Here is a 21640-nt window from a genome sequence, read left to right on the forward strand (position 1 = left end):
TTGCGCAGTTTTGCTTGCAAATGCAGGTGACGTTCATTCTCTCCCAAATAATAAAACCGTTAGCCTCGAGGCAGTACGAGGCTGACGGTTTCACTTTCTAGCTTCTTCCTAGGATATTCCGAGCTTAACCCATACTCTCGCGCAAAGACTTGATGTCTTTGGATGGTGGCGCACCAAATAAACGGCTGTATTCACGGCTAAATTGAGAAGGGCTTTCGTAACCCACTTTAAACGTAGTCGCCATGGCATCGAGGTTTTCTGTCAGCATTAAACGCCGAGCTTCGCTGAGTCTTAATTTCTTTTGAAATTGCAGTGGAGTCATGGATGTCATAGAACGAAAGTGGGTATAAAACGCCGATTTACTCATGCCACTGTAGGCGGCTAACTCGCTGACACTTAACGGCTTTACGAAATTATTCTTCAACCAATCAATGGCCTTCGCGATTTGATGGCTGTGACTTCCTGCAGTTACGATTTGATTAAGACGAGCGCCCTGTTCGGTGATTAACAGTCGATAAAAAATCTCTCGTTTAATGATCGGCGCTAAAATTTTGATGCTTTGTCCTTCATCCAGCAGCTCTATTAAACGCAGAAAGGCGTCAAGTAATGGCTCCGACAACTCTCCAACCGCTATGCCTTTTTGTGCTTCTTTGCTTTGATTAAACGTCAGCTCACTATCGACAATAAGTTGAGATATTTCAGTCAGATCCAGCTCCATAATCACCCCTAAATAAGGTTTATCTTCACTGGCTTCAATGATATTGGCGATAATCGGCAAGTCGACAGAGGAGATCAAAAAGTGGTTCGCATCGTAAACAAAGCTATCTTCACCCAACAACACGCGCTTTCTCCCTTGAGCAATTAAGCAAATACTTGGGTTATGGGTGTAGCTTGTCGGTGGTGTTGGGGTTGCCCAGCGACTGAACCTTAATCCTGGAATTTCTGTGTCATATTGGTTCGCGCCATTTGCCCATTTCTCAATGTGCTTGGCAAGCTTTTCTATTGCACTGGCCAGGGTTGACGAAGTGTTTGACGGTACCTCTTGCATAAGTCAGTGCTCTCCTCTGGTTGGCCTCAGGTTCGGGGTTAACGGCATGCGATTTCTGCCTTTGTAGTTAACGCTTTTTCGGAGTCAACTAAGCGACTTGATTAAGCATAGTTATAACAGTTCATTTCTTTAAGTAAAGAATATTGGGCAAGTGTCTATTTCGAGGTTAAGCGATCAGAGAGTGATCTTTCTGGTTGGTTTTTGAGCGGGTTAATTGTCTGTCATGAATTTTATTATTTAATAGTCAACTACTTATGTATAGATGAGTTTTTATTCCGTTTTTTCTAACCGGTCTCAAGTATGGTTGTCTTTTGTATTGGTTTGGAATATTGGGCAAGTATTAGCAATGAATAGGCTAACGGTCATCTATCAAAGCGCAATACAGTGAACCCATGGTTTGGTGAGTTGTAAGCACTCAAGAACACTATTTGGAGTCATGATGAATAACAAAAGCAATACTCAAATCCCTGACGTACTGCAAGCCGGTGTATTTCAAGGTCGAGGCATTTTCGAGTTTGGTGAAAAGAATGAAGCGTATGCGGATTACTTTACCGGTACGAGTTATCTGGCGTTGCTCCATCAGCCTGGTCTTATCGTGGCGAACGTAACGTTTGAACCAGGGTGTCGCAATTTTTGGCATATTCATCATGAAGGTGGGCAGATTCTGTTAGCGACAGGAGGGCGAGGTTGGTATCAGGAATTTGGCCAACCAGCACAAGAGTTGAATGTTGGTGATGTCGTGCATATCGCGCCAGGTACTAAGCATTGGCATGGCGCAGCTAAAGACAGTTGGTTCTCACATGTAGCAATAGAAATACCGGCTGAAGGCGCAAGTAATGAATGGTGCGAACCAGTCTCTGATCAAGAGTACATGCAACTAAAGTAGCCCGAGCTAAGTTTTCAGTGAGAAAAGGGAATCTCGATGAGACAGGCATACCGTTTCAATCAGTGGGTGAGATGCGTTTTGGTGAGTAGTGCCTGTATGTTCCCCTGCATTGTAAACGCAGAAGTTAATAGCGCTGGATTGGAGGAAAATATGGTGAAAATTCGTTTTATTTTCGATGATTGCAGTGTTTTAGGCACATTGAAGAGCAGTGCGAGTACAGACGATTTTGTTCGTCAATTGCCTCTTACATTAGATCTACAAGACTACGCAAATACAGAGAAAATTGCTTACTTACCGAATAAGCTAACTCGCGAAGGCGCACCTTCTGGAACTCAATCAAAAGCGGGTGACATCTCTTATTACGCCCCTTGGGGAAATTTAGTTATCTTTTATAAAGACTTTGGTTACGCGTCTGGGTTAATTAAATTAGGTCAAATCGATGATGGGATTCATTGCTTTATTTCGAAAGAAACAAACCGTGTCACGATCGAAAAAGTAAATTAATGACCCAGTTAACAATGTGAATTATTAATGTAGAAATCAGAACTCTAATAAATATATTTCTAGAACTTCTATGGATTAGAACACCGTTACATAATGGAATTTTGATATGAAATCATTAAACAAATCTGTTAAATCAATATTAATATTGGTGCTCACTATGACAACGCTATGCACAACGAATATCGCTTCAGCATCAGAAATATTCAGTGATAAAGAGCGAGCTATTATTCCTATTTCTGCTTTTACTGCGAGTGGTGAAATAGAAAAACTAACACAAAGCCTTAATGATGGGTTAGACGCAGGCCTAACGGTCAACGAGACAAAAGAAGTGCTGGCTCAGTTGTACGCGTATGCTGGATTTCCGCGCAGTTTGAATGGACTAGCAACATTTATGACGGTGTTGGAGGAACGTAAAAGCCGAGGTATTACCGATATCTTAGGGCGAGAATCAAGCGCGTTACCTAACGATAAAACCAGCTTAGAATTTGGCGCTGAAAACCAAACACAACTTGTTGGTGCAGAAGTAAAAGGCGCGCTATTCGATTTTTCTCCGCAAATTGATGAATACCTAAAAGCACATTTGTTTGGTGATATTTTTGAACGCGATGTGCTCACTTGGAAAGAGCGTGAAATTGCTACGATTGCAGCATTAGCAAATATGAACGGTGTTAATAGCCAATTAGCAGCTCACTATAATATCAGTATGAATAACAATGTTTCTATTCAAGAGTTAGAGGAATTTATTGTTGTATTAAGTGAGTGCTGTGGTGAAAGTGTGTCGAACAATGCTCAATCGGTCCTAAAAACAGTTTTGGAAAAATAAATATTATTTGGCCAATCATATCAATTAGAAAGGAATTCGTTTATGAAAAATAAATCATCATTGTTTATTTGGTCTGTGCTGTTGTCGACGGGATTTATGCTTCCAATCGCTCAAGCAGCCGATGGTAACTCATCTTCGCAGCAAGTTTATCGCTCTGCTGATCAGAAATCGTTTCAAGGACCTGAAAACCTATTTACCGGGAAAGTTAACGTCGAGATGTTGTTTCCTGAAAACGAAGTTGCAAACTACAGCGCCGCCTATGTCACTTTTGATGCAGGAGCTCGAACCGCTTGGCATACTCACCCTGCAGGACAACACATGATCGTCACTTCCGGTACCGCACTTACAGGAACGCGTGATGGGCATGTAATTCGATTTGCTTCTGGTGATAGTGTTTGGTGTCCGCCTGGTATCGACCATTGGCACGGTGCAACACCAAATGCGCCAATGACTCACCTAGTGGTTACGGCGTCAAAAGACGGTGAAAACGTTATCTGGAAAGAGCAAGTCACCGATGGTCAGTATGCAGCAGGACAGTAATAACTAAGGCCACGTTTTTATAGTGAGCGCAGAGCTTTTACTCTGCGTTTTTTATTGTCTTGTTGGGCCAACCAAGCGCATTTCCCAATCCTCGACTTCGCCAGTTTCTAGGCGGCGCTCGACCAACTGGCCCCAAGACTCGACTAACGGCAGCTCAGACAGCTGAGTGAGTTCTTTTCTATCTAAACTGCCAGTGAAAACCGCCCCCATGATGCGAGCCAGTGGCCATTCTGGATAAGGTCTTTCACACAGAATAATCTTGTCACCTGCACCGATATCACCTTCCTCCAACACTCGGAAATACCAGCCTGTTCGAAGCGTATCTTGCAGTCTTCTCGCCATGTCGTGTTGGTCAAAGCGTACGTTAAGTTTCCAACAAGGCATGCGACCTTGCGATACTTCCAGTAGTGTTGAGCCGATGCGAATTTTATCTTTCAAGCAAATCGTGGATTCGGTGACGCCCTCGGAGCTGATGTTTTCGCCAAAGCCGCCAGCGGATTGGAAAATTGTTCTTTCGCCTAATTCTTGTTGCCAGATTGGGTAGTGCTCGCTTGGGTAAATATGAAGCGCTTTTTGAATCCCACCATGAAAGCGTGGATCGCCTTGCTCATCACTGGTAAAACCAAGCTCTGTTGCGTGCTGGCGCTCGGGCAACACTTGTTTGTTGATTGCGCTTTGCGCTCCATGAGCATAAGGGACAGTTTTCCCTGCTAGCACAGCTTTTACGACGCCGATTTTCTTCATGTAACCTCCTTATTATTGGAATGAGAGATAAAGTGTTTACCTTCATTCGCGATGCGGAGCATGATAGCCTAGTGAACTTGTGTCGGAATAGGGATGAAAAGACAATCAACGATGCTAACTCGCCAAATTGATTCGAAGTCAGGCGTCATGACCTCCAATGAGATGATGGTCGCTAATCCCCATTCTCCTGTTTTGGTGAAAACCATCGACATGCCAAAAGGTTACATTGATGCGCTGCACCAACACACTTGGCATCAAATCATCTTTCCTATCAAAGGGTTATTGCAAACACAAACGGAGCATTATCAGCATTTGGTTCCGCACACTTCTGCGTTATTTGTTCCTGCGGGTGTTCAACACGAGTCGATTGCTCTGAGTAACACGATCTTTGTTGGCATTTACCTTAACCCTGCGTTTGGCGCAATGTACGAGCCACAAGTGAGAACCATTGCTCTAACGCCGTTTTTAAATGAGCTTTTACAAGAGATCCGCAGACAGTGTGAAAATGAGACAAGCCACGAAGAAGTACTGCATTTGCTGGCGGTGTTGCATGATCAAATTTTGAAAAGCAACGTGCAGACATTTCAGTTATTACTGCCACAAGATCGCCGACTAAAACTGATTTTCGAGCAACTGACTGACGAGCCCGCGTTGAGCTGTTCGCTAAAAGAGTGGGGGGAGAAAATTGGGGCGTCTGAGCGCACTTTATCACGGTTGTTCGCCAAGGAATTCAACACTTCATTTCTGCTTTGGCGGCAACAAATTCGGCTGATTTACTCGCTTTCTTTGTTAGATGAATCGTTGCCAATCCAAGCCATTGCAGACCTAGTGGGTTATCAAAACGACTCATCCTACATCAAAGCATTTAAAGCCTATTTTGATATGACGCCACAACAGTTTAGAGTGAACGGCGCATCGCGCAGGTAGAAATACAGAGCTTCGACTTCACTTAATGCTTTTGAGTAGAAGTCGCGAAACTTCCTTTTTGAATTTCAATTACATGGTATGAATAACAATGGCACCAACGATAAATACTCGAGTGAATCAATTCTGTTTTGGTCAGCCCAAAACGTCGCTGTCGTTGGAAAAAGAGCCCCTCAAACCGCTTGTTCAGGGCAAGATTCGGGTGAGGCTCGAAGCTACAAACATTAACCCAAGTGACTTGCTTTCCATTTATGGTGTTGGGCAATACCGCCGCGTTCACGTACCACCTCGCGTGCCGGGATTTGAAGCGGTTGGGCGTGTGGTGGAAGTCAGTGCAGTCGGTCAAACTGGCCTTCAAGTTGGGCAAAAAGTGTTGGTGGCGATGAGTGGTACTTGGCAATACTACATCGATGCTTCGCCCGAGAATCTTTTTCCACTACCTGAGAGTTTGGATAACGGCTATGCCTGCCAGTTGTATATCAACGCGCTAACCGCGTGGGTTATCACCACGAAAGTAGCTAAGTTGAACAAAGAGGATGTGGTGATCATCAATGCGGCGGGTTCGGCGATCGGTAAGATATTTGCCCAGCTCGCCCATTCACTGAGTTTTACACTGATTGCTGTCACTTCAAAGCCAGACGAGTATCCGTACGATACGATTCCAGTGTTGGACGCGAAGCAAGACTTACACGTGCAACTGCAAACGCGCAAACTGCCACAACCAACGGCCGCTTTGGATGCGATAGGTGGTGAGGCTGGCACGTATCTCATTCGTACCTTGAAAGAAAACGGTCAATACATCAACTACGGAACGTTGTCGTTGGCGCCTTATACGCCGGCGTTTTTTGAATCGATGAAGACCAACAACATCGACTTTAGCACCTTCTTTTTGCGATATTGGGAAGAGTCGGTAGGTAAAGGCGGGAGAAAAGCGGTATTCGCTGAAATGTTAGACCACTTTATCGCCAACGATATAAAGTTAAATGTAGCGTCTGAGCTGCCACTAGAGGATTTTCAAACTGCGATTGAAATGGTTGAGCAACGCTCATCGGCAGTGTCAGGAAAAATCATTTTGACGCTATGAATTACAGTGAGTCTGTTGAGAAAAGGGAGGATAAAATCCTCCCTTTTTTGATGGGTTATTTGTAATGATGGGACTATTTTAGATGGAAAATTTGTTCTGTTTCGAGCGATGTCATCGTACGTACTTGACGCCAAATGTAATAAAAAATACCGAACATCATTAACATGCTTGGAATTGCAATCATCGGGTAGCTGTAAAGCGTCATCTTACCCAACTCTTCATTAAAGGCAGCCGTGCCCGAAGGACTGGTCACGATCCAAGTCGCAAGGAAGTAGTTCATCGCGGATGAGAACGCAAAAGTACTCGCAAACAGATAGTTTGATGACATTAGACAACGTTCAAATGCCTCTGATTGACCGTTCTCTTTCAAGCGTTCGTTAATCAGCGATAAATTTAATACCGTGTCATTCAGTACTAACTTCTGCATCAGTGGGTAACGGGTAAACGTTGAGCCCAAAACCGCTAAACCGATCAGGCCAGGGATCAGGGCTTCTTTCAAGGCTAGCCAACGTGTATCAAGCTCTAACAAGCCAATGCCGCCAGTTAATAAAACACTGATAAAGCCAAGTGCAGAAATAAAGTTAAATTTCTTGTTCCGGACAAGGTCCATACCGCCGTAAATGATAGGAAATAGCAAAGCGACAACCAGCGCCATTGCTGTTCCTAGGTGTTCATCGCCGCTAAACTTCATCAAGATAAAGGAAGGGATGAATACGTTAAAAAGAATCTCGAATAGGGGATTCGGCTTTTTCGCCGTTGTGTTACTCATAATGTTTTACTGACTCTACTCTATGTCGGCTGTTATTGTACTTTGACGAGAAGTGTTCATCTAGTCGCGCTTGATGTAAAGCGTTAAAGCGCCGAGTTGTGTAACGACTTATGAAATAGACCGGAGCATAGCCAGTTAGTTGACATGATTGACTACTTTTTTTGTGTCTTAATCGCGCTCCCTCTGCGCAATGATCTGATTGCGTGCTCTGAATAATCGAGTCGCCACGGTGTTGTGATTAAGCTCTAAGACTTGAGCAATTTCATTATGATTAAACCCGACTACGAGTTTTAAGACCAATGGCTCTCGGTATTTGGGTTCGAGAATCATCATTTGTTTTTGAAGCCAATCTTGTGCCATGTCGTGGTCACTGCCAGGGTAGGTTTTTGCCTGTATTACACACTCATCAATATCGACAAAATCGTACTGCTTTTTATCAAAGCGCCGAGCATTCTCACGACGCAAAATGGTGATGAGCCAAGGCTTCGCGGCATTGGGGTCATTTAAGTTATCAAAGAATCGCCACGCTTTCAGGAAGGTGTCTTGCGCCAAATCTTCAGCAAGGTGATGATCTTTGCATAGCCAATACGCGAGACGATAGATATCTTGGTATCGCTCCTTCGTCAGTGCTTCGTATCGTTTGTGTTTTTCCATAGGATTAAGATCAGAAGTGTAGAGCTGAGTAGCAAGGTAACCTCTGAAGCTCAAAGGTTACCTGCGGTTTCGTTCTTGCCCGCTTAAAAGGGCTGGGTAGAAAAACGTGAGTATTGAAGGGCGTCTGCGACTTCTTGAGCTTTAGATTCTGAAGTCATGAGATGTAGCAATTTAAGGGCGGCTTGATAGCTAACTAGGCTGCCGTTTGAGGTGATGACACCCTCATCAACAACAAAATTCTGGTCGACCTGTACATCAACTGCTGGATAGTCTTTTTGTAATCCGTTTTCACCTCCTGCCCACGTCGTCGCTTTCTTACCGTTTAACAGGCCAGCCTCGGCCAATAGATACGCACCAGAGCAATTACTTGCCATCCAATCTGCCGCCTTTGATGTGATTTGAATAAAGTGAATGAGATCCTTGTTTTCGATTAGCGCATCCATGTCGTAGCTGGATGTTAAAACCAGCACGTCGAGTTCCGGTTGATCGCCAATCCAAGCATCCACACCAATTTTTAATCCCTCTTCAGTGGTGATGGTTTTCTGATCAGAGACGGAAATAGTGACTACTTCATAATCGCTAAACCAAGTCAGCCGACTTGCGACGCCAAAGACCTCTAAAGGCGCAGTAACATCAGAGGTCAGTACGCCGTCGTAAACCAGAATGCCAATGCGTTTATCCGCCGCATGTGCCGTTTGAAGCATCCCAAATAATAGGACTAAGGTCGCTATTAATAGTTGTAGTGCATTCTTTAATCCATTTTTACCCATTGTTTTTTCCTCGCTAACAGAGCATCAAGTTATTGAGATTCATTATATTTGGGCTGATTGGTGATTGAAGAGCCACTTTGTCTTTATTAAAGTGAATAAAGTTCACGAATGGAGTGCACGAGTTTTATGGATAAGATACGGTCCCTACGATTTTTTATTGCCACTTTAGAAGGTGGCAGTTTTGCTGCGGCCGCCAAAGCGTATGGCACAGACCCTTCTACGGTTAGTAAGGCCATCCATCGTCTTGAAAGCGACTTGGGAATACAGCTTTTTCAACGTTCTACGCGACAGATCCGTCTGACAGAAGCCGGTCGTCGATACGCAAATACCGCTAGGTTTGTACTGGACGAACTGACGGCGTGTGAGGATTCATTGAAAAGCCACAATGATGCGCTTTCAGGACTGCTTAAGATTAATGTGCCGGTCTCTTACGGTCGCCTTTACATTCGCCCTTTATTAAAAGAGTTTTGTCGCCGCTACCCCAGCATCACGATCGATATTCATTACGATGACGCCTACGTTGATATTATTGAGCAAGGGATTGATGTGTCGATTAGATCTGGTGTCGTTCAGGACAGCCAGTTGATTGTGCGCCAGCTTAGTCCTATCGATTTTATTATTTGTGGCAGTCAGGATTACTTAGCGCGCCATGGTGTTCCGAGTGGCCCGGATGTATTCAATGACCATTCTTGGGTTCGTTTTCGTTTTAAACAAACGGGAAAACTGTTGCCGATTCGGATGCCAGAACCAGACGGTGCAAGTGAGTATAACCCCGAGAGAAATTTTATTGTAAACGACGGCGAATCGATGGCAGAGCTTTGCGCAGAAGGCTTGGGATTAACTCAGATTCCTCACTTTATCGCGAGGGATTGGCTCAAAGCCGGGCGTTTAGTGCCGATATTTCCGAGCATGCGTCAAGCAGGAAATGGCGTGTATCTTCTCTATGCTAACCGGGAATATGTGCCTGCTCGAGTGAGGGGGTTCATCGATTTTATCACTCAAGCAATACAGGATATGGATGAAACGCCATTCCATACGTGGGCTGAAACGTTGCCGATTTACCAACCGAACCAAGGAGATTGAAAACTTCATGTGAGTCTTTGGTTAAAACACTCCAAGCCATATGGTGCTTTTATGGGTTTTTGTTAGGTTATTGGGCGTTATTATCGACAAGCGCAGTTTGCTCTTCGTCACTCATAAAGGAAAGACAATGCCAACTAAGATCTTAGTGCCTGCTTTGGCCCTACTTCTCAGCGCATGTGGCGGCGATGGGGAGTCGTCAGCACCTGTAGACAGCGGCTCTCAAAACACAGGTTCCACATCGTCACAAGGCACATTTGCCGAGCAGATGCTCGCAGCTGTCAACAGTGCTCGCTCTACTACACAGCAGTGTGGGGCAACCACCATGCCACCTGTTGGGGCCCTGACTTGGAGCTACGATTTGGAAAGCGCCGCTTATCGACACTCAAGCGACATGGCGAACAGCGATTTCATGAGTCACACAGGCTCTGACGGCAGCAATATGTCAGATCGAGTCAACGCAACGGGCTATGCTTGGAGCGCTATTGGTGAGAATGTCGCCGTAGGGCAAAGTTCCATTAACGCCGTCGTTAATGCTTGGTTATCGAGCGAAGGTCACTGCCTCAATATCATGAGTGCGGATTTTGATCAGATGGGCGCGTCGCTTGTCGAAAATCACTCGGCAAGCTACGGGTATTACTGGACTCAGGTTTTTGCCAAACAGCGCTAATGCGATAAAGAAACCTGATAGATAAACTAAAACGCCAGCAGTAACCATCTGCTGGCGTTTTATTATTTACGTCTCTTTTAGCTTGTCAGGTTACGAAGTTTTGGATCATCCGTCAGGTATTCAACGAATTCGATCTCAAAACCTGCAGGGTCAACAAAATACACATTCTTGCGATATGGCTCATCAGCCCCAGGTTGGGCAATCGGATAACCTGCATCGGTCAGTCTTTTTATGATGGCATCGACGTTGTTGGTCACATAAGCAAAATGCGCTAGCCCTACTTGGTGGCCGCCCAACTCGCGGTTCTCTCCTTCACCGTGGTCACTCATGGCAATGTATTGATACTCGTCGCCAAAATGTAGCCAGTTTCTTGGCTTACCACTCCATTCGCCTTTCCCCTCATCACGCACGTACCAATGTGGAAATGCAGTTTGATAAAACTTCAGCATTTCAGGGATGTTTTTCACGACTAAATTAATATGTTCTAGTTGGATCATGATGTGCTCCTTTTTGTCATTTCCTAGCCAACGATGAACATGCTAAAACCTCAAGTTAAGTCGAGGTAAAGGGTTTTTTTTAAATTTTTTAGGGTAGATGTCTTTGGAGCTTGGTACATGGAGAGATTCGGTGGAGTGGTACTTTGAATCTGCGAGTTGGGTTAGGTACTTGCAACCCTCTTTCATCTTTTGTTTGTTCGTGCTAATCATTTTCGAGCGAGTTTGTGATGAGTAGATTCCCAGTCTCACCTAGGTTCGCGGGAATGACGTGAAGAGAGCGCTAAACGAACGGTGTCATTCTGAAGGAGCCTAAGCGAGTATTCAGAATCTATTTGCAGCGCTTTGTGATGCAAGCGGTGTGAAGTTAACTGTCCACGATTGCAGAACCAGTCCCTCCTCTTTGAGCCCGGAGTGTTGAGATCTTTAGAGTTTTATACAAGCGAAGGTTAGGTGGGGTTGGTGGTTTGAGGCTGAGAGGAGGATCATGTTCAGAACCCTCTAGCCGTTGATGCGTCACGTGTATGTGTATGAATTTCTTTCGTTCAAGCTTACGGTGAGTAGATTCCCTGTCTCACCTAGGTTCGCGGGAATGACGCGAAGAGAGCGCTTAACGAACAGCGTCATTCTGAAGGAGCCTAAGCGAGTATTCAGAATCTATTTGCAGCGCGTTTCGATGCTGGTGGTGTGAACCGAATTATCCGTGATTGTAGAGCCATTCTCTCCAGTTTGAACTCGGAGTGCTGGAGGATGTACTTACACCCCTCCCCAAAAAAGCCAGCAGTTAGTACCTGCTGGCAAAGTCTTTGGGCTTCTAGGTTTTTTGCTTTTATTTCTTGTTACTCATCGCTGTCACGGTGCCCCGATTGGTTTTCCGGGGAAGAAAACACCGCACCGTGCGCTTTGTGTTCAAGAAATTTGGAGATTAACCTTGCTTACGGATTAGGTAGTCAAACGCGCCTAAGCTTGCTTTTGCACCTTCACCCATCGCAATGATGATCTGTTTGTAAGGAACCGTCGTAGCGTCACCGGCTGCGAAGACACCTTCTAGGCTGGTTTCACCACGGCTACCAACTTCAATTTCGCCGCGCTCAGAAAGCGCTACTTCTGAATCTTTTAGCCATTCTGTGTTTGGTACTAGACCGATTTGAACAAAGATACCTGACAGTTCAATCTCTTTGATTTCATCTGTGTTGCGGTCTTTGTACTTCAAGCTTGTTACGCGAGTACCGTCACCCACTACTTCTGTGGTTTGTGCCATCGTGATGATGTCGATGTTTGGTAGTGAGTTCGCTTTGTCGATAAGTACTTGGTCTGCGCGAAGTACGTCTGCAAATTCAAGAACCGTTACGTGTTCTACGATACCAGCAAGGTCGATAGCTGCTTCGATGCCTGAGTTACCACCACCGATAACCGCGGTTTTCTTACCTTTGAACAGTGGGCCGTCACAGTGAGGGCAGTACGCGACACCTTTGTTGCGGTACTCTTGCTCACCCGGAACGTTCATTTCACGCCAGCGTGCACCAGGGCTTAGGATGACACTCTTACTTTTCAGCGTTGCACCGCTTTCAAGTTGGATGTGAATCAAGCCATCTTCTGTGTGTGCTGCGCCCATCAGTTTTTGCGCTTGTTGCTCAGTCACGACGTCTACGTCGTATTCTTTTAGGTGTTCTGCTAGGTCAGTTGCCAGTTTTGGACCTTCAGTACGTTTTACCGAGATAAAGTTCTCGATTGCCATGGTGTCCATCACCTGACCACCGAAGCGTTTAGCGACAACGCCAGTGCGAATGCCTTTACGCGCTGCGTATAATGCTGCTGCACTACCACCAGGGCCACCGCCGACAACTAGCACGTCGTATGGGTCTTTTTCGCTCAGTGCTTTGGCTGCTTTCTCGCTCGCGCCGTCATCCACTTTGTTTAGGATTTCAGTCAGAGACATACGACCTTGACCGAATAGCTCACCGTTCACGAATACGCTTGGTACTGCCATGATGTCACGTTGTTTCACTTCATCTTGGAAGAGTGCACCGTCGATCATGGTTGCTTTCACTTTCGGGTTGATCGCCGCCATCATGTTGAACGCTTGAACAACGTCTGGACAGTTTTGGCACGACAGTGAAATGAAGATTTCTACGTCTAGATCTTTGTCTAGTGCTGCGATTTGCTCAATCACTTCTGGCTTTAGTTTGATTGGGTGTCCGCTAGAGTGAAGCAGCGCCAATACTAGAGAGGTAAACTCGTGACCCATTGGCAAGCCTGCAAAGCGCAGTGATGTGCCTTTCTCTGGATTCGTTACCGCCATCATGGGTTTACGTGCGCTTGCGTTGTCGTCACGTTCAACGGTGATAAAGTCGCTCATCTCTGCGATTTGGTTCGCCAGAGACAGAATGTCATTCGATGCTTTGCTTTCATCTAGACTAACCACTAGACGAACGTCTTCTTTTACATTAGCCAGATATTGTTTGAGTTGTTGTTGGATCGCTTGGTCTAACATAGTTGTTGTTACCTTAAATAAACAAAAGAGTGGTTACTCTGGATAAAATCAGTAGGGAGAGAGCAAACCAGGCAGAAGGTCGTCAAGGTATCTAACCTGGAATGCTCTCTAAGTTAAGCGTCAATTAGCATGTCAAATTGAGCTTAAATTCAGTGGCTTAGATTTTGCCTACTAGGTCTAGAGAAGGAGCTAGCGTCTCTTCGCCTTCTTTCCATTTTGCTGGGCAAACTTCGCCTGGGTGTGCTGCTACGTACTGAGCTGCTTTCACTTTGCGTAGTAGGTCTTCTGCGTCACGACCGATACCTTCAGCAGTGATTTCCATTGCTTGGATAGTACCTTCTGGGTCGATTAGGAACGTTGCACGGTCTGCAAGACCTTGACCTTCACGCATCACACCGAAGTTGTTTGTGATGTTGCCTGTTTGGTCGCCAAGCATGTAGTACTGGATCTTGCCGATGGTTTCTGAGCTATCGTGCCAAGCTTTGTGAGTGAAGTGTGTGTCTGTTGATACTGAGTACACTTCAACGCCGCGTTTTTGTAGCTCTTCGTAGTGGTCTGCTAGGTCACCTAGTTCTGTCGGACATACGAATGTGAAGTCTGCTGGGTAGAAGAAGAATACAGCCCATTTGCCTAGAACGTCTTGTTCTGTTACTTCAACGAATTCGCCGTTTTTGTATGCTGTAGCTGCAAATGGTTTGATCTTTGTATTAATCATTTTTACTTTCCTCAGAATGTTTTAGGGTGAGCAGTTCTTGCTTTCGGAAAGTATATTCGCATTGGATTGTGTTTAAGGAAAATCGCTTGTAACTATCCTATTGATAGTCATTTCCTATCTTTATTAATAGGGAAGCCCGATGTAAGTGAGTTTGCTTTGATAGGTTTTATTGAAGATGAAGGCCGAGTGGTAATAGAGAATACCGATGATGACCTTTAAGATATCGTCTGGCTAAGATCGAAAGAACCTGCATTTCGGCAGGCTCTTTCTAATAGGAAGTGGGGAAGCTGATGCTTTTATTTTTTAGTTCAGATTGTCGAGCACCTTGCCGCACAACTTCTTCAGCATGATCATTTCATCCAGCTCTAACGTGATTTTACACATCATGGCGTTTGGCACTGACTTGGCTTGCTCTTTGAGGTCACGACCTTGCTCTGTAAGGTTGAGTACGCGTACGCGCTCATCGGTGTCACTGCGACCACGTTCTACATAGCCTTTTGTTTCTAATCGTTTAAGCAGCGGCGTGAGCGTGCCTGAATCCAAATGCAGTTGAGAGCCCAGTTCTTTAACACTGGCACCGTCTTTCTCCCACAACACCATCATCACTAAGTATTGCGAATAAGTCAGATCAAGTTCGTCCAGCAAAGGGCGGTAAGCTCGGATCACCGCATTTGCTGCACTATAGAGCGGGAAGCAAACTTGGTTTTCGAGTAAGAGTTTATCGTCGTTGGTCATGGTGTTGTCGGTGTAACACTGGCTCATTGGCGTTGCCTACCTGATCACAGAGAAAGAGAGTAACAAAATAAATTGTGCACAATATAGTTGCAAACGATCTTTACTTCGATATAAGATTGCAGGCAATTAAATTGTGCACAACTTAAATTAAGAAGGACACTCGCATGACTACTCTATACAAAACTCAAGCTACTGCTTTGGCTGGTCGTAATGGTCAAGTAAAAACAGATGACGGTCTTCTCGATCTAGAGCTGTCATACCCGAAGGAAATGGGCGGCACAGGTGCGGCAACTAACCCTGAGCAGCTTTTCGCAGCGGGCTATTCAGCATGTTTTTCTAACGCTATTCTGCACGTAGCACGTGAAGGTAAAGTAAACCTGAAAAGTGCACCCGTAACAGCGGAAGTGGGCATTGGTCCGAACGATAACGGCGGCTTTGTATTAACAGTGAGCTTAGCGGTAGAGCTAGATATGCCACAAGAACAAGCATTAGAACTAACGCGCATCGCACATCAAGTTTGCCCATACTCAAACGCCGTTCGTGGCAATATTGATGTTGCTGTTACAGTAAACGGCGAAGCGATCTAATCGATTTAGACATTATTTCTAATAGAAGGAAAGCCTGCGAACGTGCAGGCTTTTTTCGATTATTTGATGGCAGTGCAGAAGCTGACGTCTGCATGGTGCGTTTGTGGATCGTAGCTATGATAAAGTTCGAAGCAAGGTCGACAGTCGTTCTCAATACCAGATTCAACCACTTTGCTCATCAAATCATCCCATGCTTTAGGGTATTGGCTGAATTCGGTAATTTGCTGGCGCATCACCGCATATTGACCGCCGGGGAAGTCTTGCAGCTCAATGCCTTTTGGTACTTCGGTATCTTCTGGCACCATTAGACAGATGTCAGTACGACACTTCTCGTCTGGCGTGATTTCTGGGTTATCGTGATAAATGAAGATACAGGTATTACCCGCCAAACCTTTTATCCCTGCCCATTGATACAAGCGACCTGATGGCTCTTCATAGCCTTTGCCGTAAGGGCCGTTTACGCGAATGTAAGCCAGTTTTGCTTTATCAAAGTTTTGCGTTTCCATATTGTTGCTCCATGTTGTGAGTTCAGAGTCAGTATATGAATCGCTTAGGGTTCGTTCGTTTCCATTCTTGCGCAGTGCGTGTCCAATCTTGCTGTTTCGCGCGAGTTCAGAAAATTGCTGGTAGTTTTTACAGTCGCGAAAGGCGGTTGGTGTTACGCCATAATGCTGTTTAAACGCTTTAGCTAGGCTTTGCGAACTAGAAAAACCGTACTCTAACGCGATGTTCAGCACTGGTTGCTTTGATTTGAAAAGGTCGTCTGCTGCCGCCTCTAGCCGTAAACGTCGAATGAAGTCGGCTAATGTTTCGCCTTGTACCGCCTTGAAGGTACGGTGAAAATGATAGGGAGAGAGGTTGGCTAGCGCTGCCACTTCGAGCAAATTGAGAGGAGCGTTAAAGTGCTGTTCCAGATAGCGAATAACAGGAACGAGTCGTTGGTGATAATCGACACGCATGAGAGGGGCCACCCTTGTTTGATTTGCTCAAAGCGTACCGCAATGAAGCAAGGATTCAAGGCTAGTATCGAATAAATGCGTCGTAGTCATTTATTTCTGATTGTGATGCATTCTGTTGCGGGTAGGAGATGGTTCTTAAGATGGCTTCTCAACGGTAATTGAAATCTGTTCAGAGCGCTTAATATCCCGTCAGCTCCATATAACCTGTCCCTGAATGAGAGCCCTCAATACGCACAGGGCCTTCCCAATAAGGCACAGAAAGGGGCATTTTCGCGTTCGGGTTGAGGGCAGAAACCGTAAGTTCGATTTGCTGGTTAGGAATCGATACTTGCCACTCGGTTGGATACTTTCGCCCTTGGATTTCTGTTTGCTTAGTTGCCTTTAACTGAATGTCTTTTTGAGAAATGGCGATGCCAGAGCCATCTTGCTGCATCAGTCTTGCGTTGGAGTAACTGGCTGCTCCGGTTTTGGAATCCCGCAACTGGAACACCACCAAGCTGGTCTCGTCACTCAATCTTAGGGCAAACCAGTCCCAGCCTTGTTGTGAGTCGAGTAAGAATTGCGAGCTCCACTCTCGGTCTATCCAACCTTTGCCGGATACTTGATGGTTTTTGCTGTCGATCGTGACTTCACCGGAGACTTCAATAAACGGTTGGCTGTAGTAATACGAAGCCACCTGACCATCGGCGCTTTTGGTGCTGTACCCTTGCTCGCCTTGCTTTTGATAAGGCACGTGGCTGGTAAGCGTCAGCGAATAGCCAAACTGTTCGGAGTTCGCCTTCAATGTGGCAGGGAAGAGGTCGGTGGTTGAAGAGGTCCACTGCCAATCATCGAGGTAAACGCGAAATGGTGAGGTGTCGACGCCAGCGAGAGAGGCTTGAGCGCGTGACCATTTTTCATCGGCGTAGTGTTTGTCGGTTGTCGTGACTGCGCTGTGCGCCATGTAGATTTGCTGAGTTTGCCACTCGGTTTTCTTCACGTCATCTTCGCCCGTTGGCGGCGCAGCAGCAAAGCGAAATTGTGTCCACTGGACGCCAAGTGGAGTGCCATCTTCATCAATTAAGTTAGCGGTTAAGTACCACCATTCATGACGAAAATCCGGGTGCGCTTGATGGTCTGCTGGGAAGGTGAGTTCAATCCCTTTTTCTACGGGTGTGAATGGGTTGCTCTCGCTTTGCGTATCTCCGCTTCCCAGCAACGCGCCCATATTTTGCGTGCCCATATTTTTTTGTTGGGGATCTTCACATCCAAATAGGAACAGACTGCTTATGAGTAGAGTAAGTTTGCTTGCTATTCGAACCATCACAACACCTCGCTTTGCAAACTGGACACGACAGGCTTGCTGACTAATCGCCACAGCGGAATCAAGGTCGCAATCACTGCCACCAAGATGGTGATCGCCGCAATGCTGAGGGCGTCACTCCAATTCCACAGATAATTTAAGCTCCAACCAAAAGCGCGCAAGGTGACGATGTCTGTCAGAACATAACCCACCATCGCACCGAGGGGCAGGGCAATAACTAGAGTAAAACTGACCAAAGCGACGATCTGTCCGACCACCATGGTCATTAATTTACGACGGCTGACGCCAAGTGCATACAGTCTTGCAATGGCGGCTTTGCGCGCGTCAAGCAACATGAAGCAAGCACTGAACAAACCAATCACGGCGACCATCAAAGTCACGCCGTTGAGTGCGCGCGTAATGGCGAAGGTCTGCGAGAAAATATCCAACGCGATGGATTTGATTTGCGCCTGATCGTAGAGCTGACTTGGGTGTAGATTCAGTTGCTCGCGCAGTTGCTCGTAGACGATTTGTGGGTCCCCCGAGACTTTAATACCAAGGCTTGTCGGCAAGTCGGTAAAGCCGCTCTCTCTCCATAACTTTGGTGCCAATAAGACTTCACCGTTGGGTGAGCCATAATCATGGAATACCGCACCCACAAGCAGGTTGTTATTTGGAATGGCATCAAGCTTAAGTTCGCTGTCGAGGGTTAAGCCTAGTTTGACCGCAGTAGGTTCACTGATGGCGACCAACTCACCTTGGTAAAAACGCTGCCAGAAGTTCTCCAAATGCGATTTGAACACCATGGTTTGTTCTAAGGTGTCTTTGTCTTTGGTGCCGAGTAAAATGGGTAAGCCTTGCAGGTTATCGTCGACATAGTATTGCTTGTAGATGGTCTCAACCTTGTCGAACTGCCCTAACGCGCGCTCTACATCAGCGATTTCTCCTTGGGCAGGGCTGACGTAAATATCGGCGTGTAGCCTTTGTTCTAACCACTGTTTTAGGGTGGACTCGAAGCTACCAACTAGCGTGTTCATGCCCATATTGGCTGTAACGGCGAGTAGCAGTGCCATCATGGCGAGAGAAAGCGGAGAAATCAGCTCGCGCAGCTCAGCAAACAGATACTGCATCAAACCAGAACTGGTGCGCTTTTCACACCAATTGGCTAACACGCTGAGTGTTTTAGGTAGATACAAAGGAATCGACACCACAAGCACGCCAAGCCACGCCATGGTAAATCGGTGATGCTCACTCAGCCATAACCCTGCGAGTGCGAGAGTTGTCAGCGCAGCACCTATCACGAACAATTGGTTTTCGTTAGAGGTTTCAGGTGCTTGATAAAAGCCGCCATGAGAGGAAAGCGGCTGGCGCACTCGCTGTTTAAAGTGCTGCCAACATGCCAGTAGAGTGGCGGCTAACGTGAGCAGCAGTGCTTGTGCCCACCACTGCCACTGCCAAGTTCCGGGCAGCAGTGTCGCGCCGTAAAGTTGTTCTAAAGTCAGTGCTACAGTCGGATGCAACCAATGGCTGAGCTGCATGCCCAATACAAAACCGAGGGAAGCGCCGATGGTAACGAGAATAGTGAGTTCAACTAACAGCGCAGAGAACACAATGCTCGGCGCAACGCCTGCCTGTTGAATCTGCACTAACAGTCGATTGCGTTTAAGCAAGCTGTACTTTACGCCGTTGTAGGCAATGAACAGCCCGACTAAAAAGGCAAGTAAGCTCATTGCCGTGAGATTGAGGTGAAAGCTGTCGGTCAGCGAGCCAAGGTCTGTACTTTGGTTATTGGAAATCCATTGTCCTTGCTCACCAATGATGCTTTGCCAATTTGCTTGTGTGCCTTTATTCCCTTTATCACCCGAATGGAAAACCGCAATGTAACTGAGCTGCCCTTGTTTATTGAGCAGTTGCTGGGCAAAGCCAATGTCCATCAACATTCGGCTACCTAACTGCCATTCGTCTGGTAGCACCACTACTTGGGTTGGGATGTCGTCCAGAGTTAGGGTTTCTACCTCTCCTAAGTTTTGATGTTGAGATTGGCTCATCATCACGATTGGCTTGCCGGCTAAAAGCTCAGGCAAAGGTAAAGCACTGTCGAACAAAGAGACGTTCTGTTGGTTTTCTGAAGAATAGCGCGAACGTGAGGAAATTGCGGCAATCAACTCGCTACCTTGCACTGACCAGCGACGCCCTTGTTCGTCTCTCACTCGCCCTTCGATTACAGGTAGTGTTGCACTGAGTCCGTTTTGTCTGAGGGTGAAGTAGAGCGATTCGGGCAGATAGTTTTGCCCTGCTGGTGGAATAATTAAGTTCTGAGCTTGTGCGCTAAGCTGCTCGGTAGACTCAGCATAACTGCGCTTGGCATTGAGGTTGATGGCTTGCACCGCAACAAACAAGGTCACAGCCAGCACAATACCGATCAGAATCGCGGCGGCTTGCAGTGGTGCCTGCCGATAGTGCGCCGCAAACAGATTCAGGGCGAGTCGAGTATGAGTGAATCTGGTGTTTGGTTGCTTAGCTTGCTTCATGATGTTGCTCATTTACATCGCTCTGATTTTGCGTCAGTCCGCTTTGCAAACGACCATCCTCCAAGCGCCCATCTTTTAAACGTAATTGGGTTTGCATGAACTCGGCACACTCAGGGCTGTGGGTCACCAAGAGCACAGCGGTATTGCCTTGGGTGGTGATTTCATTCAACAGTTTCATCACTTCTAAGCCCGCTTTTTGGTCAAGGTTGCCTGTGGGTTCATCGGCAAGCAGAAGTTTGGGTTTGTGGGCAAGTGCTCGTGCAATCGCGACGCGTTGTTGTTGACCGCCTGAAAGAGCAGAAATATGCCTGTCGAGAAGCTGGCTGATGCCTAACGTTTCGACCAGATAATCGCACCAGTCATTCCATTTCTGTTGATTCAAATTGAGAGGAAAGGCGATGTTTTTCTTTACGTTAAGAGGCGTTAAGAGGTTGAATTGCTGGAAGATAACACCGAGTTTTTGGTGTCGAAATTGGCTCCATTGTGGGTCTTTCCAAGCCGCTGTGTTATCGCCATCTAACCACAACTCACCTTCGGAAAGTGGCTCAAAGCCAGCGATGACATTGAGTAAGGTACTTTTGCCGCTGCCACTTGCGCCCGTCAGTGCGACACTCGCTCCTGAATTCAGGGTGAAGTCGACGCCTTCCAGCACACGATGGCTCTCTTTGCCATCGACAAAGCTTTTTCTGGCGTGTTTGAGTGTGACAAGTGGGCTTTCCATTTCCTCTCCCTGTATTCAAAAGGTGTCGTTTCTTTTGGCAATAGCTATTGCAGTTAGTCCTTTAGAAACTTTAGACAACAATCAGATAAAAACAGCGATTTACATCGATTTCTTAATAACTTGTACTGAAAAGAAGAGGGGATAGATTAAACGAGGAGGGTATATGACAGGCATTAAAAAAGCCCGAGTCAGACTCGAGCTTTCAAATACATTCAGCGTGGTCAGCTTACACGTAGTACGCTTCAACTTCGCCTTTAAGTTTGATTAGCATTGGGTTACCGAAACGGTCTTTTGCTTTAGGAGAAGCAATTTTTACCCAACCTTCACTGATGCAGTATTCTTCTACGTCAGTACGCTCTTGGCCGTTGATGCGAATACCGATTTGGTGCTCGAAGCATTCTTTGATGAAGAATGGGCTACGTGGGTTACCCGCTAGGCGATCTGGTAGAGCTGGTTTAGTTGTATCTGTCATGTTTGTGACCTAAATTCCGTAAAAAGTGCGCCATTGTAGTCAGTGCACTGTGTGTGTTCAAGATATGTTGAGAGACTTAATACTAAAGCCTTTTGAAATAATGCAAAGTTTCCCGCTTTCAAAGTGTGGAATAAAAACACGGTCTCGTTGCTCA

General features: G+C 46.1%; 23 protein-coding genes. 9 read left to right on the forward strand and 14 right to left on the reverse strand.

Translation table 11 applies throughout. From position 1 onward, the window contains the following. Positions 1-124 precede the first annotated feature (124 nt). A complete protein-coding gene (locus tag B7360_RS00300) occupies positions 125-1048 on the reverse strand; it encodes an AraC family transcriptional regulator (protein ID WP_005392187.1) in 924 nt (307 codons plus the stop codon). A 436-nt stretch (positions 1049-1484) separates the two neighbouring features. Between B7360_RS00300 and B7360_RS00305 the strand changes: the two genes are divergently transcribed. The 4 genes from B7360_RS00305 (at position 1485) to B7360_RS00320 (ending at position 3801) form a co-directional block, all read left to right on the forward strand. After that, positions 1485-1934, forward strand: a complete 450-nt coding sequence (locus B7360_RS00305) for a cupin domain-containing protein (protein WP_101911755.1) — start codon at positions 1485-1487, stop codon at positions 1932-1934. 150 nt (positions 1935-2084) lie between these two features. Further along, positions 2085-2438: a cyclophilin-like fold protein gene (locus B7360_RS00310; protein ID WP_254048107.1), complete on the forward strand. Its 354-nt coding sequence runs from the start codon at positions 2085-2087 to the stop codon at positions 2436-2438. Positions 2439-2595: 157 nt separating this feature from the next. Further along, positions 2596-3261, forward strand: a complete 666-nt coding sequence (locus B7360_RS00315) for a carboxymuconolactone decarboxylase family protein (protein ID WP_248380418.1) — start codon at positions 2596-2598, stop codon at positions 3259-3261. Between the two features lie 42 nt (positions 3262-3303). After that, on the forward strand, positions 3304-3801 hold the full coding sequence (locus B7360_RS00320; protein WP_085342455.1) for a cupin domain-containing protein: 498 nt from the start codon (positions 3304-3306) through the stop codon (positions 3799-3801). A 51-nt stretch (positions 3802-3852) separates the two neighbouring features. On the opposite strand, the gene B7360_RS00325 is transcribed toward B7360_RS00320, so the two are convergent. After that, entirely contained in the window at positions 3853-4545 is a 693-nt protein-coding gene (locus tag B7360_RS00325) for an MOSC domain-containing protein (RefSeq protein WP_085342456.1), read from the reverse strand. Between the two features lie 111 nt (positions 4546-4656). On the opposite strand from B7360_RS00325, the gene B7360_RS00330 reads away from it, so the two are divergent. Then, the gene (locus B7360_RS00330; protein ID WP_085342603.1) at positions 4657-5472 is read left to right on the forward strand and encodes a helix-turn-helix transcriptional regulator; all 816 of its coding nucleotides are present in this window, start codon (positions 4657-4659) and stop codon (positions 5470-5472) included. An 88-nt stretch (positions 5473-5560) separates the two neighbouring features. After that, positions 5561-6553, forward strand: coding sequence for a zinc-dependent alcohol dehydrogenase family protein (locus B7360_RS00335; RefSeq protein WP_085342457.1), 993 nt, complete (start codon positions 5561-5563; stop codon positions 6551-6553). A gap of 73 nt (positions 6554-6626) precedes the next feature. On the opposite strand, the gene B7360_RS00340 is transcribed toward B7360_RS00335, so the two are convergent. The 3 genes from B7360_RS00340 to B7360_RS00350 form a co-directional block, all read right to left on the reverse strand. Further along, complete coding sequence (locus B7360_RS00340) at positions 6627-7322, reverse strand: VC0807 family protein (RefSeq protein ID WP_046875662.1); 696 nt, start codon at positions 7320-7322, stop codon at positions 6627-6629. 168 nt (positions 7323-7490) lie between these two features. Then, positions 7491-7976, reverse strand: a complete 486-nt coding sequence (locus tag B7360_RS00345) for a sigma-70 family RNA polymerase sigma factor (RefSeq protein ID WP_012842407.1) — start codon at positions 7974-7976, stop codon at positions 7491-7493. Between the two features lie 83 nt (positions 7977-8059). Then, complete coding sequence (locus B7360_RS00350; RefSeq protein ID WP_085342458.1) at positions 8060-8746, reverse strand: DJ-1/PfpI family protein; 687 nt, start codon at positions 8744-8746, stop codon at positions 8060-8062. Between the two features lie 126 nt (positions 8747-8872). Here B7360_RS00350 and B7360_RS00355 point away from each other — a divergent pair, with 126 nt between their 5' ends. After that, positions 8873-9829: a LysR family transcriptional regulator gene (locus tag B7360_RS00355; RefSeq protein ID WP_085342459.1), complete on the forward strand. Its 957-nt coding sequence runs from the start codon at positions 8873-8875 to the stop codon at positions 9827-9829. Between the two features lie 127 nt (positions 9830-9956). Then, positions 9957-10496, forward strand: a complete 540-nt coding sequence (locus B7360_RS00360) for a CAP domain-containing protein (RefSeq protein ID WP_025817913.1) — start codon at positions 9957-9959, stop codon at positions 10494-10496. A 77-nt stretch (positions 10497-10573) separates the two neighbouring features. Here B7360_RS00360 and B7360_RS00365 read toward each other — a convergent pair whose 3' ends face one another. The 4 genes from B7360_RS00365 to B7360_RS00380 all read right to left on the reverse strand — a co-directional run bounded on the left by B7360_RS00365 (position 10574) and on the right by B7360_RS00380 (position 14961). Continuing rightward, entirely contained in the window at positions 10574-10993 is a 420-nt protein-coding gene (locus B7360_RS00365; RefSeq protein ID WP_025793617.1) for a VOC family protein, read from the reverse strand. A gap of 922 nt (positions 10994-11915) precedes the next feature. After that, positions 11916-13484 (reverse strand): alkyl hydroperoxide reductase subunit F, encoded by a 1569-nt coding sequence (ahpF, locus tag B7360_RS00370; RefSeq protein WP_085342460.1) that lies wholly within the window; start codon positions 13482-13484, stop codon positions 11916-11918. Positions 13485-13641: 157 nt separating this feature from the next. Continuing rightward, entirely contained in the window at positions 13642-14199 is a 558-nt protein-coding gene (gene ahpC, locus B7360_RS00375) for an alkyl hydroperoxide reductase subunit C (RefSeq protein ID WP_005395542.1), read from the reverse strand. Between the two features lie 303 nt (positions 14200-14502). Next, positions 14503-14961 carry a MarR family winged helix-turn-helix transcriptional regulator gene (locus tag B7360_RS00380; RefSeq protein WP_005395543.1) on the reverse strand — a complete coding sequence of 153 codons (459 nt, stop codon included), beginning with the start codon at positions 14959-14961 and terminating at the stop codon, positions 14503-14505. A 137-nt stretch (positions 14962-15098) separates the two neighbouring features. Here B7360_RS00380 and B7360_RS00385 point away from each other — a divergent pair, with 137 nt between their 5' ends. Then, entirely contained in the window at positions 15099-15521 is a 423-nt protein-coding gene (locus tag B7360_RS00385; RefSeq protein WP_046875669.1) for an organic hydroperoxide resistance protein, read from the forward strand. A 59-nt stretch (positions 15522-15580) separates the two neighbouring features. Here the strand turns inward: B7360_RS00385 and B7360_RS00390 are convergent, their stop codons facing one another. From B7360_RS00390 to B7360_RS00410, 5 genes are all read right to left on the reverse strand, one after another. Beyond that, entirely contained in the window at positions 15581-16480 is a 900-nt protein-coding gene (locus B7360_RS00390) for a GyrI-like domain-containing protein (RefSeq protein WP_085342461.1), read from the reverse strand. Positions 16481-16658: 178 nt separating this feature from the next. After that, entirely contained in the window at positions 16659-17783 is a 1125-nt protein-coding gene (locus B7360_RS00395; RefSeq protein ID WP_085342462.1) for a lipocalin-like domain-containing protein, read from the reverse strand. Next, positions 17783-20293 carry an ABC transporter permease gene (locus tag B7360_RS00400; protein WP_085342463.1) on the reverse strand — a complete coding sequence of 837 codons (2511 nt, stop codon included), beginning with the start codon at positions 20291-20293 and terminating at the stop codon, positions 17783-17785. The genes B7360_RS00395 and B7360_RS00400 overlap by 1 nt, the downstream gene beginning before the upstream one ends. Beyond that, positions 20280-21014, reverse strand: a complete 735-nt coding sequence (locus B7360_RS00405; protein ID WP_085342464.1) for an ABC transporter ATP-binding protein — start codon at positions 21012-21014, stop codon at positions 20280-20282. Before B7360_RS00405 ends, B7360_RS00400 begins: the two co-directional genes overlap by 14 nt. A 226-nt stretch (positions 21015-21240) precedes the next feature. Next, positions 21241-21486, reverse strand: coding sequence for a DUF3297 family protein (locus B7360_RS00410; protein ID WP_085342465.1), 246 nt, complete (start codon positions 21484-21486; stop codon positions 21241-21243). Positions 21487-21640 lie beyond the last annotated feature (154 nt).

It is taken from the genome of Vibrio sp. ArtGut-C1 (assembly GCF_002105475.1).
GTDB lineage: Bacteria > Pseudomonadota > Gammaproteobacteria > Enterobacterales > Vibrionaceae > Vibrio > Vibrio diabolicus.